Annotated in this window: 10 protein-coding genes and 1 pseudogene; 8 read left to right on the top strand and 3 right to left on the bottom strand. The window is 70.3% G+C overall.

Features of this window, described 5'->3' with window-relative positions:
- Window positions 1-46: 46 nt before the first annotated feature.
- The 8 genes and pseudogenes from NBZ85_RS06335 to NBZ85_RS06300 all read left to right on the top strand — a co-directional run.
- Window positions 47-769: pseudogene (locus NBZ85_RS06335) on the top strand (enoyl-CoA hydratase-related protein); the annotation flags it as partial.
- Window positions 769-2,673: an acyclic terpene utilization AtuA family protein gene (locus NBZ85_RS06330; RefSeq protein ID WP_261554661.1), complete on the top strand. Its 1,905-nt coding sequence runs from the start codon at window positions 769-771 to the stop codon at window positions 2,671-2,673. The pseudogene NBZ85_RS06335 and the gene NBZ85_RS06330, both read left to right, overlap by 1 nt.
- Window positions 2,674-2,677: 4 nt before the next feature.
- Complete coding sequence (locus NBZ85_RS06325) at window positions 2,678-4,174, top strand: CoA-acylating methylmalonate-semialdehyde dehydrogenase (RefSeq protein WP_261561635.1); 1,497 nt, start codon at window positions 2,678-2,680, stop codon at window positions 4,172-4,174.
- Between the two features lie 11 nt (window positions 4,175-4,185).
- Window positions 4,186-5,325: an acyl-CoA dehydrogenase family protein gene (locus NBZ85_RS06320; RefSeq protein WP_261554663.1), complete on the top strand. Its 1,140-nt coding sequence runs from the start codon at window positions 4,186-4,188 to the stop codon at window positions 5,323-5,325.
- The gene (locus tag NBZ85_RS06315) at window positions 5,322-6,395 is read left to right on the top strand and encodes an enoyl-CoA hydratase/isomerase family protein (RefSeq protein ID WP_261561634.1); all 1,074 of its coding nucleotides are present in this window, start codon (window positions 5,322-5,324) and stop codon (window positions 6,393-6,395) included. Before NBZ85_RS06320 ends, NBZ85_RS06315 begins: the two co-directional genes overlap by 4 nt.
- The gene (gene mmsB / locus NBZ85_RS06310; protein ID WP_261561633.1) at window positions 6,392-7,357 is read left to right on the top strand and encodes a 3-hydroxyisobutyrate dehydrogenase; all 966 of its coding nucleotides are present in this window, start codon (window positions 6,392-6,394) and stop codon (window positions 7,355-7,357) included. Before NBZ85_RS06315 ends, mmsB begins: the two co-directional genes overlap by 4 nt.
- Complete coding sequence (locus NBZ85_RS06305) at window positions 7,350-8,189, top strand: enoyl-CoA hydratase (RefSeq protein ID WP_261554666.1); 840 nt, start codon at window positions 7,350-7,352, stop codon at window positions 8,187-8,189. The genes mmsB and NBZ85_RS06305 overlap by 8 nt, the downstream gene beginning before the upstream one ends.
- 166 nt (window positions 8,190-8,355) lie before the next feature.
- Window positions 8,356-8,577 (top strand): hypothetical protein, encoded by a 222-nt coding sequence (locus tag NBZ85_RS06300; RefSeq protein ID WP_261554667.1) that lies wholly within the window; start codon window positions 8,356-8,358, stop codon window positions 8,575-8,577.
- Between the two features lie 52 nt (window positions 8,578-8,629).
- On the opposite strand, the gene NBZ85_RS06295 is transcribed toward NBZ85_RS06300, so the two are convergent.
- Genes NBZ85_RS06295 through NBZ85_RS06285 form a run of 3 tightly spaced genes read right to left on the bottom strand, consistent with a single transcriptional unit; the run spans window position 8,630 to window position 12,830 of the window.
- On the bottom strand, window positions 8,630-9,841 hold the full coding sequence (locus NBZ85_RS06295; protein WP_261554668.1) for an acyl-CoA dehydrogenase family protein: 1,212 nt from the start codon (window positions 9,839-9,841) through the stop codon (window positions 8,630-8,632).
- Entirely contained in the window at window positions 9,834-11,471 is a 1,638-nt protein-coding gene (locus NBZ85_RS06290; protein WP_261554669.1) for a rhodanese-like domain-containing protein, read from the bottom strand. Before NBZ85_RS06290 ends, NBZ85_RS06295 begins: the two co-directional genes overlap by 8 nt.
- 24 nt (window positions 11,472-11,495) lie before the next feature.
- Complete coding sequence (locus tag NBZ85_RS06285; RefSeq protein ID WP_261554670.1) at window positions 11,496-12,830, bottom strand: LLM class flavin-dependent oxidoreductase; 1,335 nt, start codon at window positions 12,828-12,830, stop codon at window positions 11,496-11,498.
- Window positions 12,831-12,836 lie beyond the last annotated feature (6 nt).

The raw sequence follows: 12,836 nt of genomic DNA, 5'->3' as shown, positions 1-12,836 counted from the left end.
TGTATAAGAGACAGCGGTCACCTACCGGCGGGACGACCGGGTCGCGTGGCTGACCATCGACCGGCCGGAGGCCCGCAACACGCTGTCCGCCGAGGTCCGCCGGGGCCTGTGGGACGGTTTCGCCAGGTTCAACGCGGACGGGGACGCGTCCGTTCTCGTGCTCACCGCCGCGGGCGATCGGGCGTTCTGCGCCGGGGGCGACCTGAAGGAGATGGCGACACAGGCGCTTGGGGTGCCACCACCGGACTACGTGCCCCAACCCGGCCGGAACATCGAGGTCGACAAGCCCGTCGTCGCCGCCGTCAACGGCGTCGCCTACGCCGGTGGATTCCTCCTGACGCAGTGCTGTGACCTGGTCGTCGCCGCCGAGCACGCCAGATTCGCGATCACCGAGGCCAGGGTCGGCCGCGGTGCGCCCTGGGCCGCGCCGCTGCCCTACCTGCTGCCGCCCCGGATCGCGATGCAGATGCTGCTCACCGGCGAGCCGATGGCCGCCCGGCGCGCCTACGAGCTCGGCCTCGTCAACGAGGTCGTCGCGGGAACCGATCTCGCCGGTCGGGCGCGGGAGCTCGCCGAGACGATCGCGGCCAACGCGCCGCTGTCGGTGCGGGCCGCGAAGCGCACCGTCGGTCTGCTTGCCCAGCTTCCCCTGTCCGAGGCGTACCGCGAGGCGGAGCGGATCTGGGAGCCGGTCTATCTCAGCGCCGACGCCCAGGAGGGGCCGCGGGCGTTCAGCGAGAAGCGCCGGCCGGTCTGGAGCGGGCGCTGATGGCCACCGACCAGCCGGTCCGGCGCCCGGTCCGCATCGCCAACTGCTCGGGTTTCTACGGCGACCGGATCGACGCCGCGCGGCTCATGGTCGACGGCGGCCCGATCGACGTGCTCACCGGCGACTATCTCGCCGAGCTGACGATGCTGATCCTGTGGAAGGCCCGCAGACGGGACCCCGGTGCGGGCTACGCGCGGACGTTCCTCGCCCAGCTCGAACAGGTGCTCGGCACGTGCCTGGACCGTGGAATCCGCATCGTCGTCAACGCGGGCGGCCTCAACCCCGCGGGCCTGGCCGAACAGGTCACCAAGGTCGCCGCCGGGCTCGGCCTGTCGCCTCGGGTCGCCCATGTCACCGGAGACGACCTGACGGACCGGATCGGGCCGTTGCGAGCGGCCGGCGAGTCCTTCGCGCACCTGGACACCGGGCGCCCGTTCGCCGAGCTGGCCGCGAGCGGGGTCGAACCGGTGACCGCGAACGCCTACCTCGGCGGCTGGGGCATCGCCGCCGCGCTGGCGGCGGGAGCGGACGTCGTCGTCACCCCTCGGGTGACCGACGCATCCCTCGTCGTCGGCCCGGCGGCCTGGTGGCACGGATGGGCGCGCACCGACTGGGACCGGCTCGCCGGCGCGGTCGCGGCCGGCCACGTCATCGAGTGCGGACCGCAGGCCTGCGGCGGGAACTACGCGTTCCTGTCGGAGGTCACCGACCGGCGGTATCCGGGGTTCCCGATCGCCGAGGTCGCCGCCGACGGCTCCAGCGTCATCACCAAGCACGCCGACACCGGCGGACTGGTGTCCGTCGGTACGGTCACCGCACAGCTGCTCTACGAGATCGCCGAGCCCGCCTACCCGAACCCCGACGTGGTCGCGCACTTCGACACGGTGAGCCTGACCCAGGCCGGTCCGCACCGGGTGCGGATCTCCGGCACCCGGGGAAGCCCGCCGCCGGGCACGTTGAAGGTCGCGATGAACTACCTGGGCGGCTACCGCAACACGATGACGCTCGTCCTGACCGGTCTCGACATCGAGGCGAAGGCCGCCTGGGCCCGCCGGGAGCTGTTCGACCTGCTCGGCGGCGAGAACGCGTTCGACGCCGTCGACGTGCGGCTGCTGCGGTTCGACCATCCCGACGCCGACGACAACGCCCTGGCGACGGCGCACCTGCGGATCACGGTGAAGGACCCTGATCCGAAGCGGGTGGGCCGGGCGTTTTCGGACGCAACGATGGCGCTGGCCCTGGGCGGGTACGCCGGCTTCCACACGACGACCCCGCCGACCGCCGAGAGCGCGTACGGCGTGTACTGGCCGACGCTCGTCGGGCGGGACGCGGTGGAGCATCGCGTCGTCCTCGACGACGGCCGCGGGATCGCCATCCCGCACAGCCCGATGGCCCCGGCCACCGCGGCGCCTCCTGCGCGGACATTGCCGGTGACGCCGTCCCCGAGTGCTCCGCCGTCCCCGAGTGCTCCGCTGTTCCCGAGCGCTCCGGGTGGCACGGTACGGATCCCGCTGGGTCTGCTGGTGGGCGCCCGCTCCGGGGACAAGGGCGGCAACGCCAACGTCGGTGTCTGGGCCCGCGACGCCGCGACCTACGCCTGGCTCGCCGCCGAGCTGACCGCGCAGCGCTTCGCCGAGCTGGTGCCAGAGGCACGGGGGCTGCAGGTGCGCCGCTACGAGCTCGCGAACCTGCGGGCGGTGAACTTCGTCGTCGTCGGCCTGCTCGGCGAGGGGGTCGCCTCGGCGACCCGTCCCGACCCGCAGGCGAAGGGGCTTGCCGAGTACGTGCGTTCGCGCCACGTCGAGGTGCCCGCCGAGCTCGTGGATCCCATCCATGTCCCGTCCCGCACACGTGACGGGGCTCTGTTCGTCAAGCGGTCCTCCCGCTGGGAATCAGGTGGCTGACATCGTGAACGAGTTGCATCATTTTGTAGGCGGCAAGTTGCTGCCCGGAACATCCGGCCGGTTCGGTGACGTGTTCGATCCGAACACCGGCCGGGTCCAGGCCCGCGTCCCACTGGCGTCGCAGGCCGAGGTCGACGCCGTCATCACCGATGCAGCCGCGGCACAGCTCGAGTGGGCGCGGTGGAATCCGCAGCGCCGGGCGCGGGTGCTGATGCGTTTTGTGGAACTGGTCCGCGCCGAGCGCGAGAGCCTGGCCCGGCTGCTGTCGTCCGAACACGGTAAGACGATCGCCGACGCGGTCGGTGACATCGAGCGGGGGCTGGAGGTGGTCGAGTTCGCGATCGGCATTCCGCACCTGCTGAAGGGCGATTTCTCCGCGAGCGCGGGCACCGGGATCGACGTCTACTCGATGCGTCAGCCGCTCGGCGTGGTCGCCGGGATCACCCCGTTCAACTTCCCGGCGATGATCCCGTTGTGGAAGGCCGCCCCGGCCATCGCCTGCGGCAATGCGTTCGTGCTCAAGCCGTCCGAGCGTGACCCGTCGGTGCCGCTGCGGCTGGCGGAACTCTTTGTCGACGCCGGCCTGCCGCCGGGGGTGCTCAACGTGGTGAACGGCGACAAGGTGGCCGTGGACGTGCTGCTGACCGACCCGAGGATCCAGGCGATCGGGTTCGTCGGTTCGTCGGCGATCGCCGAGTACATCTATGCCACGGCGGCGGCGCACGGCAAGCGCGCGCAGTGCTTCGGCGGCGCGAAGAACCACATGATCGTGATGCCGGACGCCGACCTCGACCAGGTCGTCGATGCCCTCGTCGGAGCCGGTTACGGGTCCGCGGGGGAGCGGTGCATGGCCATCTCGGTGGCGGTCCCGGTCGGGGAGGCCACGGCGGACGCGCTCGTCGAACGGCTCGCCGCGCGGGTGCGCGCCCTGAAGGTCGGCGCCTCGGACGACGCAGGCGTCGACTTCGGCCCGCTGATCACCGCGGCCGCGGTCCAGCGCGTGCGCGACTATGTCCGCAGCGGCGTCGAGGAGGGCGCGGACCTGGTCGTCGACGGTAGCGAGCATGTTGTTGCCGGCTATGAGGGCGGCTTCTTCCTCGGCGGCACGCTGTTCGACCATGTCACCCCGGACATGCGGATCTATCGGGAGGAGATCTTCGGCCCGGTGCTCACGGTGGTCCGTGCCCGGGACTACGCCGAGGCGCTGCGGCTGCCGAGCGAACACGAGTACGGCAACGGGGTCGCCATCTTCACGCGCGACGGTGACACCGCCCGCGATTTCACCAGCCGCGTCAACACCGGCATGGTCGGGGTGAACGTGCCGATCCCGGTCCCGATCGCTTATCACACCTTCGGCGGCTGGAAGCGGTCCGGTTTCGGGGATCTCAACCAGCACGGTCCCGATTCCATCCGTTTCTACACGCGCACCAAGACCGTCACCTCTCGCTGGCCCGGTGGCACCAAAGAGGGCGCCAGCTTCGTCATCCCGACGATGAGCTGACGGTCCACCCGATGATTCTCACCGAGGAACAGCACGCGCTGCGCGACACCGCGGCCGCGTTCGCCGCCGAACATCTCGAACCGAACGCGCTGCGGTGGGACCAGACCAAGCATTTTCCCGTCGACGTGCTCCGTAAGGCCGCGCAGCTCGGCATGGGCGGGATCTGTGTCGCCGAGGACGTGGGCGGCAGTGGACTCGGTCGGCTCGACTCCGCGGTGATCTTCGAGGCGCTGGCGACGGGGTGCCCGTCGATAGCCGCCTATCTCTCCATCCACAACATGGTCACCGCGATGATCGACCGCTACGGCGACGCGGGGCAGCGTTCCCGCTTCGTCCCGGCGCTGTGTTCCATGGAGCACCTGGCCAGCTACTGCCTGACCGAACCGGGAGCAGGCTCCGACGCCGCCGCCCTGTCGACGCGGGCCCGGCGCGAGGGTGACGTCTACATCCTCGACGGAGTCAAGCAGTTCATCTCCGGCGCCGGAGCTGCCGACATCTACGTGGTGCTCGCCCGCACGGGCGGTCCCGGTCCGAAGGGGATATCGGCGTTCGTCGTCGACCGGGCGAACCCAGGAATGTCCTTCGGCCCCAACGAGGCGAAGATGGGCTGGAATGCCCAGCCGACCCGCCAGGTCATCCTCGACGGCGCGCGGGTCCCGGCGGGCGACCGGCTCGGTCCCGAGGGCGGCGGGTTCGCCGTCGCGATGTCCGCGCTGGACGGCGGGCGGCTGAACATCTCGGCGTGTTCGCTCGGCGGGGCGGAGGCCGCGTTGGGCAAGGCGGTGCGGCACCTGCTGGAGCGGGAGGCGTTCGGCGCGAAGCTCGCCGACGCCCAGGCGTTGCGCTTCCGGCTGGCGGACATGCGCACCGGCCTGGAGGCTGCGCGCACCCTGCTGTGGCGCGCCGCAGCCGCGCTGGACGCCGGTGAGCATGACGCCACCCCGCTCTGCGCGATGGCGAAACGCTTCGCGACCGACACCGGATTCGAAGTCGCGAACCAGGCCCTGCAACTGCACGGCGGCTACGGCTATCTGAGCGAGTACGGCCTGGAGAAGATCGTCCGCGATCTGCGGGTCCACCAGATCCTGGAAGGAACGAACGAGATCATGCGGGTCATCGTGTCCCGTTCGATGCTGGCGGCGGCGCCATGACCGATGTGCTGGTCGCGGTTCAGGGAGGCCTGGGCCGGATAACGCTGAACCGGCCCCGCGCCATCAACGCGCTGACCCATGGCATGGTGCGGACCATCGCGGACGTGCTCGACCGCTGGGAGCATGACGAGCGGATCCGCGCTGTGCTGATCGAGGGCGCCGGGGACCGGGGGCTGTGCGCCGGGGGCGACATCCGCGCGATCTACGACGACGCCCGTTCCGGGGGCACCGGTTCGCTGGACTTCTGGGCCGAGGAGTACCGGCTCAACGCGCGTATCCACCGGTATCCGAAACCGTACGTGGCGTTCATGGACGGTCTGGTGATGGGCGGCGGGGTCGGAATTTCCGCGCATGGCGCGCTGCGCGTCGTGACGGAACGTTCCCGCATCGCCATGCCCGAGGTCGGTATCGGGTTCGTCCCGGACGTCGGCGGCACCTACCTGCTGTCCCGGGCGCCGGGTGAACTGGGCACCCACGCCGCGCTCACGACCGCCCAGCTCACCGGTGCCGACGTGATCCACTGCGGACTCGCCGACCATTTCGTGCCCAGCCACCGGCTCGACGCGCTGGCCGAGGCACTGGGCCGCGGCGGGCTGGACGGCGACCAGCCGGCGGGTGTGGTGGCGGCGTTCGCCGAACCCGCCCCGGCAAGCGATCTTGCCGCCCAGGCGGGGTGGATCGACGCCTGCTACGGCGCGTCGACGGTCGAGGAGATCCTGGCTCGGCTCGGCGAGCAGGGGCAGGAGGCCAGGTCCGCGGCCAAGGAGATCGGGCGCAAGTCCCCGACCGCGCTCAAGGTGACCCTGCGCGCGCTGCGGCTCGCCGCCAGGCTACCGACCCTCGAGGCGGCGCTCGACCAGGAGTTCCGGGTTTCCAGTGCCTGCCTGCACTCGCCCGACCTGGCGGAGGGCATCCGGGCGCAGATCATCGACAAGGACCGCAGCCCGCACTGGACTCCGCAGCGGCTGGCGGACGTTGGCGACGACCTCGTCGCCGACTTCTTCGCGCCGCCTGGGCCTGGTGGACACGAGCTCGGGCTTGGACTCGCCGAGGAGGGAACCCGCCGGTGAGCGTCGGTGAGATTGACAAGGAGGTCGCAATCATGGAACTCGCCGATCGGAGAATCGCCTTTCTCGGCCTGGGCAACATGGGCGGGCCGATGGCGGTAAACCTCGTGCGGGCCGGTGCGTCGGTGACCGGGTTCGACCCGGTGCCGGAAGCGGTCGCGCGGGCCGCGCGTGCCTCTGTCGGCACCGCTGCGAGCGCCGCCGGCGCCGCCCGGGGCGCCGAGATCGTCATCACCATGCTGCCCAGCGGTCGCCACGTCCTGGACTGCTACCGGGACATCCTCCCCGCGGTCGGGCCGGGAACCCTGTTCCTCGACTGCTCCACCATCGACGTCGCCGCCGCGCGGGCCGCCGCCGCCCTGGCGATCGAGGCGGGATGCCGCGCCATCGACGCGCCGGTCTCCGGCGGCGTGGTCGGCGCCGAGGCGGCGACCCTGACGTTCATGGTCGGGGGAGACCCGGCGTCCGTCGCTTCGGCCGAGCCGCTGCTGCGCGCGATGGGTTCACGGGCGATCCACTGCGGAGCGTCCGGAGCCGGTCAGGCTGCCAAGATCTGCAACAACATGATTCTCGGCATCTCGATGATCGCGGTGAGCGAGGCGTTCGTGCTCGGCCAACGCCTCGGCCTCACCGACCAGGCCCTGTTCGACGTCGCGTCCACCGCGTCCGGGCAGTGCTGGGCCCTGACGACCAACTGTCCCGTCCCAGGGCCGGTGCCGACCAGCCCCGCCAACCGGGCCTACAGCGGCGGCTTCGCCTCCGGTCTGATGCTCAAGGATCTCCGGCTCGCCCGGTCGGCCGCCGACGCCGAAGGGGTGCAGACGGTGCTGGGGCGCACCGCCGCCGAGATCTATGCGGACTTCGTCCGCGTAGACGGTCCCGGCCGGGACTTCTCGGCCGTCATCACCGCCATCCGCGAGGGCGCCATGGGCGCCCGTCACGACGAGGAAACCGTCTATGAATGACGCGAACGGCGCCGCGGGAACCGTCGACGCTGCAACCACCGGCGTGCCTGCAACCACCGGTTACGAGACCATTCTCATCGATCGGCCACATCCCGGCGTCGCCCTGATCACCCTCAACCGGCCGAAGGCGCTTAACGCCCTCAACCTCCAGGTGATGGGGGAGGTCATCGCGGCCGCGGCGGAGCTGGACCGTGACCCGTCGGTCGGGGCGATCGTCCTCACCGGTTCGGCGAAGGCGTTCGCCGCCGGGGCGGACATCAAGGAGATGCAGCCGAAAAGCTTCAGCGACGTCTACGCGGCCGACTGGTTCGCCGGCTGGGACGCCCTGAGCAGGGTGCGTACTCCGCTGATCGCCGCGGTCTCCGGATACGCACTGGGTGGCGGCTGTGAACTGGCGATGATGTGTGACGTGCTGCTCGCCGCGGACACCGCGAAGTTCGGCCAGCCGGAGATCACCCTCGGGGTGATTCCCGGCATGGGGGGCTCGCAGCGGCTGACCCGCGCGGTGGGCAAGGCGAAGGCGATGGACCTGTGCCTGACCGGCCGCACGATGGGCGCCGACGAGGCCGAGCGCGCCGGGCTCGTTTCGCGGATCGTTCCCGCCGCAGACCTGTTGGACGAGGCCTTGGCGGTGGCCAGGAAGATCGCCGGAGTGTCGGGGCCGGCGGCGGTGATGGTCACGGAGGCGGTCGACCGCGCCTTCGAGACGACGCTCGCCGAGGGCATCCTGTTCGAACGTCGCCTGTTCCATTCCACCTTCGCGACCGCCGACCAGAAGGAGGGCATGGCCGCGTTCGTTGAGAAACGGCCACCGGTCTTCCGTAACGTCTGACACCTGCGCGTTTCCGGGTGGTCTGGAGCGATCCCGCCCGTCTGGACGGGGAGTCGCCTGCCTGCACGGTCACCGGACGTCCCTGCGGAGAGCGGGGACGGTGAGCGGGCCGGTGACCGAGAAGGACGGACCGCGGTAGTCGATAGTGTGCACCCGATTGGGGTCGATGTACCGGCCGGTCGCGCTGTGGGCGATGATTGCGTCGTCCTCGAAGCTTGTCCCACAGCGCGGTGACGACGTCAGCGAAGAACACCGCATCGAACTTGCCCACCTCGGTGATCCGGGCGATCTGGGCGTAGTGGCTGATGTCGGTGACGTCGTGGACCGGTTGTTCGTCGAGTTGCCAAGCCGCGTCGTTTCGGTCGTAGGTCAGCACATTGGCGTTTAGACGCAATTTTCTGGGCGCTGTCTTCATGTCTCGTCGCAGGGGTGGTGACGGCTCAGAAGAACGCGCCATTCGGTAGGGGGGTGCCGTCGATCTCGTACGCCCCGATCGCCCGGGCCTTGAAGGTGCGCGGGTTGTGGGACGCGAGAGTGCGGATGTTGCGCCAGTGGCGGTCGAGGTGGCTGGACTGTCGTACGGCCTGCCCGCCGCCGACGTCGAACAGTTCGCCCGCGGTGCGCAGCGCCTGCTCATCGATGACAACCTTCGCCTTTGCGGCCCGGAGCGAGGCATGCAAAGCCAGCTCGTTCTCGTCCGCCCCACCCCTGGATTCGGTGGCAGCCTCCAGTGCGACCGCGGCCGCCAGCACGGCCGATTCGGCGACGAACGCCTGGCTGGCGAAGTAGCCGACGCTCTGTTGCAGGATCGGGTCCTGCGCCGACTGATCAGCCGACGAATGGTAGAAGGTGCGTTGCTTGACCCGGACGATCTCGGCGGCGTCGCGGGCGACGCGCCGGACGATGCCGGCGATTATGGCCGTCAGATACAACTGCGGGAAGGTCGCCAGGTACGGGGTGTTGCCGTAGATTGCACCGGATCCGACGAAGTCGTCCTCCTCGACCGGCACATCCTGGAAACGGGTCGTGCCGCTGCCGGTGAACCGCTGACCGATGCCGTCCCAGTCGTTCGGGATACTCACGCCGGGGCGGTCGGCGGGGATCGCCAGGCGCGCGGGTTTGCCGTCCGGGCCGGTGGCGGCGACGACGAGTAGGTCGGCGTAGAGGTTACCGGTGCTGTAAAACTTCACGCCGTTCAGTCGCAGGCCATCGTCGGTGCGGGTGACCGTGGTGGCGAACTCCTGCTGGCGGCGGCCGGCCCTTTCGGTGCTCAGTTCGGTCGCCGCCAACCCGAACAGGCGCCCGGCGCGGACGTGGTCGATCCAGCGCTCGTTCGCCGGGTCCGGCATCCGGAGCAGGCTCTCGACGAACTGGTAGTGGTTGCGCAGGCTATGCGCTACGTTCGGGTCGGCCTCGCCGAGGTCGATGACGGTCGTGAAGAGCTGGAGCAGGGTCGCGCCCGAGCCACCCTGCTCCAGCGGCAGCCGGAGTGCCCCGATGCGGGCCTGCTTCAACAGCGCGACCTCGTCGTACGGAGGACGAGCCTGCTGGTCCCGCTCGATCACCCGTGCGTCGATGTGCGCGATCAGGTCGCGCAGCTGCTGCGAGCCGTACGCGACGGGAGCGTCGTCGAGCGTTGTCGTCTCAGTCATCGGAGCCCTCCGGGCGAAACTCGCGGAACTGCACGAGGCCGTCCCGCTCGAGCTGGTCGGTGATCCGGTCGCCCCAGCTGACGTATTGGGAAAACGCCTGCCTGCGTGCCTCCAGGTCAGGAACGGGGGGGAGGGCATCGGCCAGGGTGAGTGGGGTCACCTCAGTACCCGTCGCCGTTGGGTGGCCCGCGGCAACCCACGCGTCGATGCCGCCGGCGAGGGCGAGCACCGGGCTGCCGGTGACGTCGGTCAGTTCCGCGGCGGCGAGGCGGGCGAGCCTGCCGTCAGACGACGTCAGCACCACCGCGCCGCGGCGCTGGGCGTTGGCGAGCAGCGTCGGGTCGCGCAGCAGCGTGGAGCGGCGGGCCGCGACGGACCCGGGCAGGTAGTGCGGGGTCTCGAAGTACGCCGGGGCCGGCTGCAGGTCGATCACCGTCACCTCCTTGCCGGTGGCGAGGTCGGCCGCCAGGTCGTCCACCGAGATGGTGGCCGCGGCGAGGCCCGCGACAGGATCGGCGACCGGGCCGGTGCCGGTCTCCGTGAGTTCGTCCGGCGCGCCTGCGTAGACCGACACCTCGTCCAGGCCGAGCTGGCGCAGCCACGACGCGGTGATCGACGACCGGACCAGGTCGGGGGAGTCGGCGAGCACGATGCGAGCGTTGCGGGTGCCCACATACAGGTCGGTGGCCTGCACCAACTGGCCGCCGGGGGCCGAGACGGCGCCCGGCAGGTGCCCGGCGACGAACTCCTCGGGAGTGCGGACATCGAGGACGTACGTGGTGCGCTCATCGTCGGCGTGGAAACGGTCGAGAGCCGCGCCGTCCAGGTGGCCGACGCCGAACCGGGTGCGGATGCGGACGGCGGCATCCGTCGCGCGTGACAGGCCTTCGGGGGACGGTGCGTCGATCAGGTCCTCCGCGCCCCGCACCGGCTCGTAGCCGGCGAAGAGCCAGGCCGACGTACCGTTCTCCAGCGAAACCACGGGGTTCGTCACGCCGGCGTTGATCAGCGCCTGAGCGCCGATGATCGCCCGTGTCCGTCCCGCGCAGTTCACGACTACCTGGGTGGTGGGGGACTGGATGTGGTCGAAGACGCGGTAGAGCAGTTCGGCACCGGGCGCGGGGTGTCCGGACGGGATGGCGATGTGCCGGTATTCGGGCAGTGGGCGGGTGTCCAGCACCACGACGTCCTCGCCGTTGTCGAGCTTGGCCTTGAGCTGCTCGACGGTGATGCGCGGCGTGTGCTGGCCGCGTTCGACGAACTCGCCGAGCGCCTTGCTGAGCGAGTTGAGCCCGGTGATCAGCTCGTTGCCGGCAGCGGCCCACGCCGGCACGCCGCCCTGCAGGATGCGCACGTCGTTGTAGCCGAGGCTGGCCAGTCGGGTGGCGGCCGACTCGGCTGTGGCGCCGCCGTCCTGGTCGGCGACGACGAGGCGGACGCCGCGTCGCGGCACGCGCGTGGTGATCGCCAGCTCCAGTTCGCTGTCCGGGATGGGGACGGCGACCGAGATGTGGCCGGCCGCGTAGTCGTCTCCTTCGCGGATGTCGGCGACGGCGATTTCGCCGCCGTCCAACAGCGCGGCCCGAAGTTCGGCCACGCTGATGAGCTGGGTCGTTTCGGTGATGGTCAACGTATCTACCCCCTTCACGATGCCTCAGACGCTGACCGCGGCTTGGTGCCCGCTCTGCGGGCGGGGCAGGCCGAGGTGCTCGCGCAGGGTGCTGCCTGTGTACTCGTGACGGAACAGGCCTCGGCGGCGGAGCTCCGGGATGACGTGGTCGGTGAACAGCTCCAGGCCCGTCGGGAAGACGTCGAAGTTGAGGTTGAAGCCGTCCGCCGCGCGGGCGCGGAACCAGTGTTCGATGCTGTCGGCGATCTGCTCGGGAGCGCCGACGATCTGCCGGTGGGCGCCGCCGTTGCGCAGGATCAGTTCGCGGACCGCCCAACCCTGCTCACGGGACTGTCTGACGGTCGACTCGAAGAAGCCGCGAGAGCCCTTGACCTCGGAGACATCGACCAGTCTGTCGTAGGGCAGCTCCTTGTCCAGGTCCAGGTCGACGACGTCGACACCGAGCTGGGCGGCCAGCCGCGGGAGTTCTCGGTCGAAGTCGAACAGCGAGTCCAGTTCGTCCTTGCGGGCGTGCGCCTCGGACTCGGTGGAACCGACGATGGGGTAAAGCCCCGGCAGGATCACCAGGTGGTCCGGGTTGCGGCCGTGACCGGCGGCCCGGGCACGCATGTCGGTGTAGAACTCCCGCGCCCCGGTGTGGGTCGTCTGCGCGGTGAAGATGATGTCGCCCACTCGTGCGCCGAGCGCCTTGCCGACCTCGGACGAGCCGGCCTGCACGAGCACCGGTCGCCCCTGCGGCGACCGGGGCACGATCGACGGCCCACGCACCGAGAAGTGTTTGCCGACGTGGTCGATGGTGTGGATCCTGTCGCCGTCGGTGAACAGTCCGGTGACCTTGTTACCGACGATCGCGCCGTCCTCCCAGCTGTCCCAGAGCTTGGTGACGATGTCGACGAACTCCTCGGCGCGGGCGTAGCGGGCGTCGTGGTCGGGGGACTCGTCGAAGCTGAAGTTCGCGGCGGCCTGCGGCGAGTACGTCGTGACGACGTTGAGCGCGATCCGGCCCTTGCTGACGTGGTCGAGCGAGGCGAAGCGCCGCGCCAGGTTGAAAGGGTCGTTGAAGGTGGTTGACGCGGTGCCGATCAGGCCGATGTGCTCGGTCACGCCCGCCAGGGCGGTGAGCAGCACGGTCGGTTCGAGCGACTGGTAGGGCTCGACCGGCGGTTCCTGGTGCAGCGCGAGGCCGTCGGACAGGAACACGGCGTCGAAGGTGCCACGCTCGGCGACGGTGGCGATCTTCTTGTAGAAGTCGACGTCGACATACGCGGCCGGGTCGTCGAGGAAGCGCCACGCCGCGGGGTGCCGACCGATGTTGGTGATGTTGACGTTCAGATGAAGCTGACGGTCGTCGTGGCTCATGTTCGT

It is taken from the genome of Frankia tisae, from assembly GCF_025403405.1.
Lineage (GTDB): Bacteria > Actinomycetota > Actinomycetes > Frankiales > Frankiaceae > Frankia > Frankia tisai.
Note: the sequence above shows the minus strand (reverse complement) of the source record. Positions and strands in the feature narration are given on the sequence as shown.

What these genes read in the sequence shown, in the direction of transcription:
- NBZ85_RS06330 (WP_261554661.1), top strand. Translation starts at nt 769, where the DNA reads ATGGCCACCGACCAGCCGGTCCGGCGCCCGGTCCGCATCGCCAACTGC.
- NBZ85_RS06320 (WP_261554663.1), top strand. Translation starts at nt 4,186, where the DNA reads ATGATTCTCACCGAGGAACAGCACGCGCTGCGCGACACCGCGGCCGCG.
- NBZ85_RS06315 (WP_261561634.1), top strand. Translation starts at nt 5,322, where the DNA reads ATGACCGATGTGCTGGTCGCGGTTCAGGGAGGCCTGGGCCGGATAACG.
- NBZ85_RS06305 (WP_261554666.1), top strand. Translation starts at nt 7,350, where the DNA reads ATGAATGACGCGAACGGCGCCGCGGGAACCGTCGACGCTGCAACCACC.
- NBZ85_RS06300 (WP_261554667.1), top strand. Translation starts at nt 8,356, where the DNA reads ATGTACCGGCCGGTCGCGCTGTGGGCGATGATTGCGTCGTCCTCGAAG.
- NBZ85_RS06295 (WP_261554668.1), bottom strand. Translation starts at nt 9,841, where the DNA reads ATGACTGAGACGACAACGCTCGACGACGCTCCCGTCGCGTACGGCTCG.
- NBZ85_RS06285 (WP_261554670.1), bottom strand. Translation starts at nt 12,830, where the DNA reads ATGAGCCACGACGACCGTCAGCTTCATCTGAACGTCAACATCACCAAC.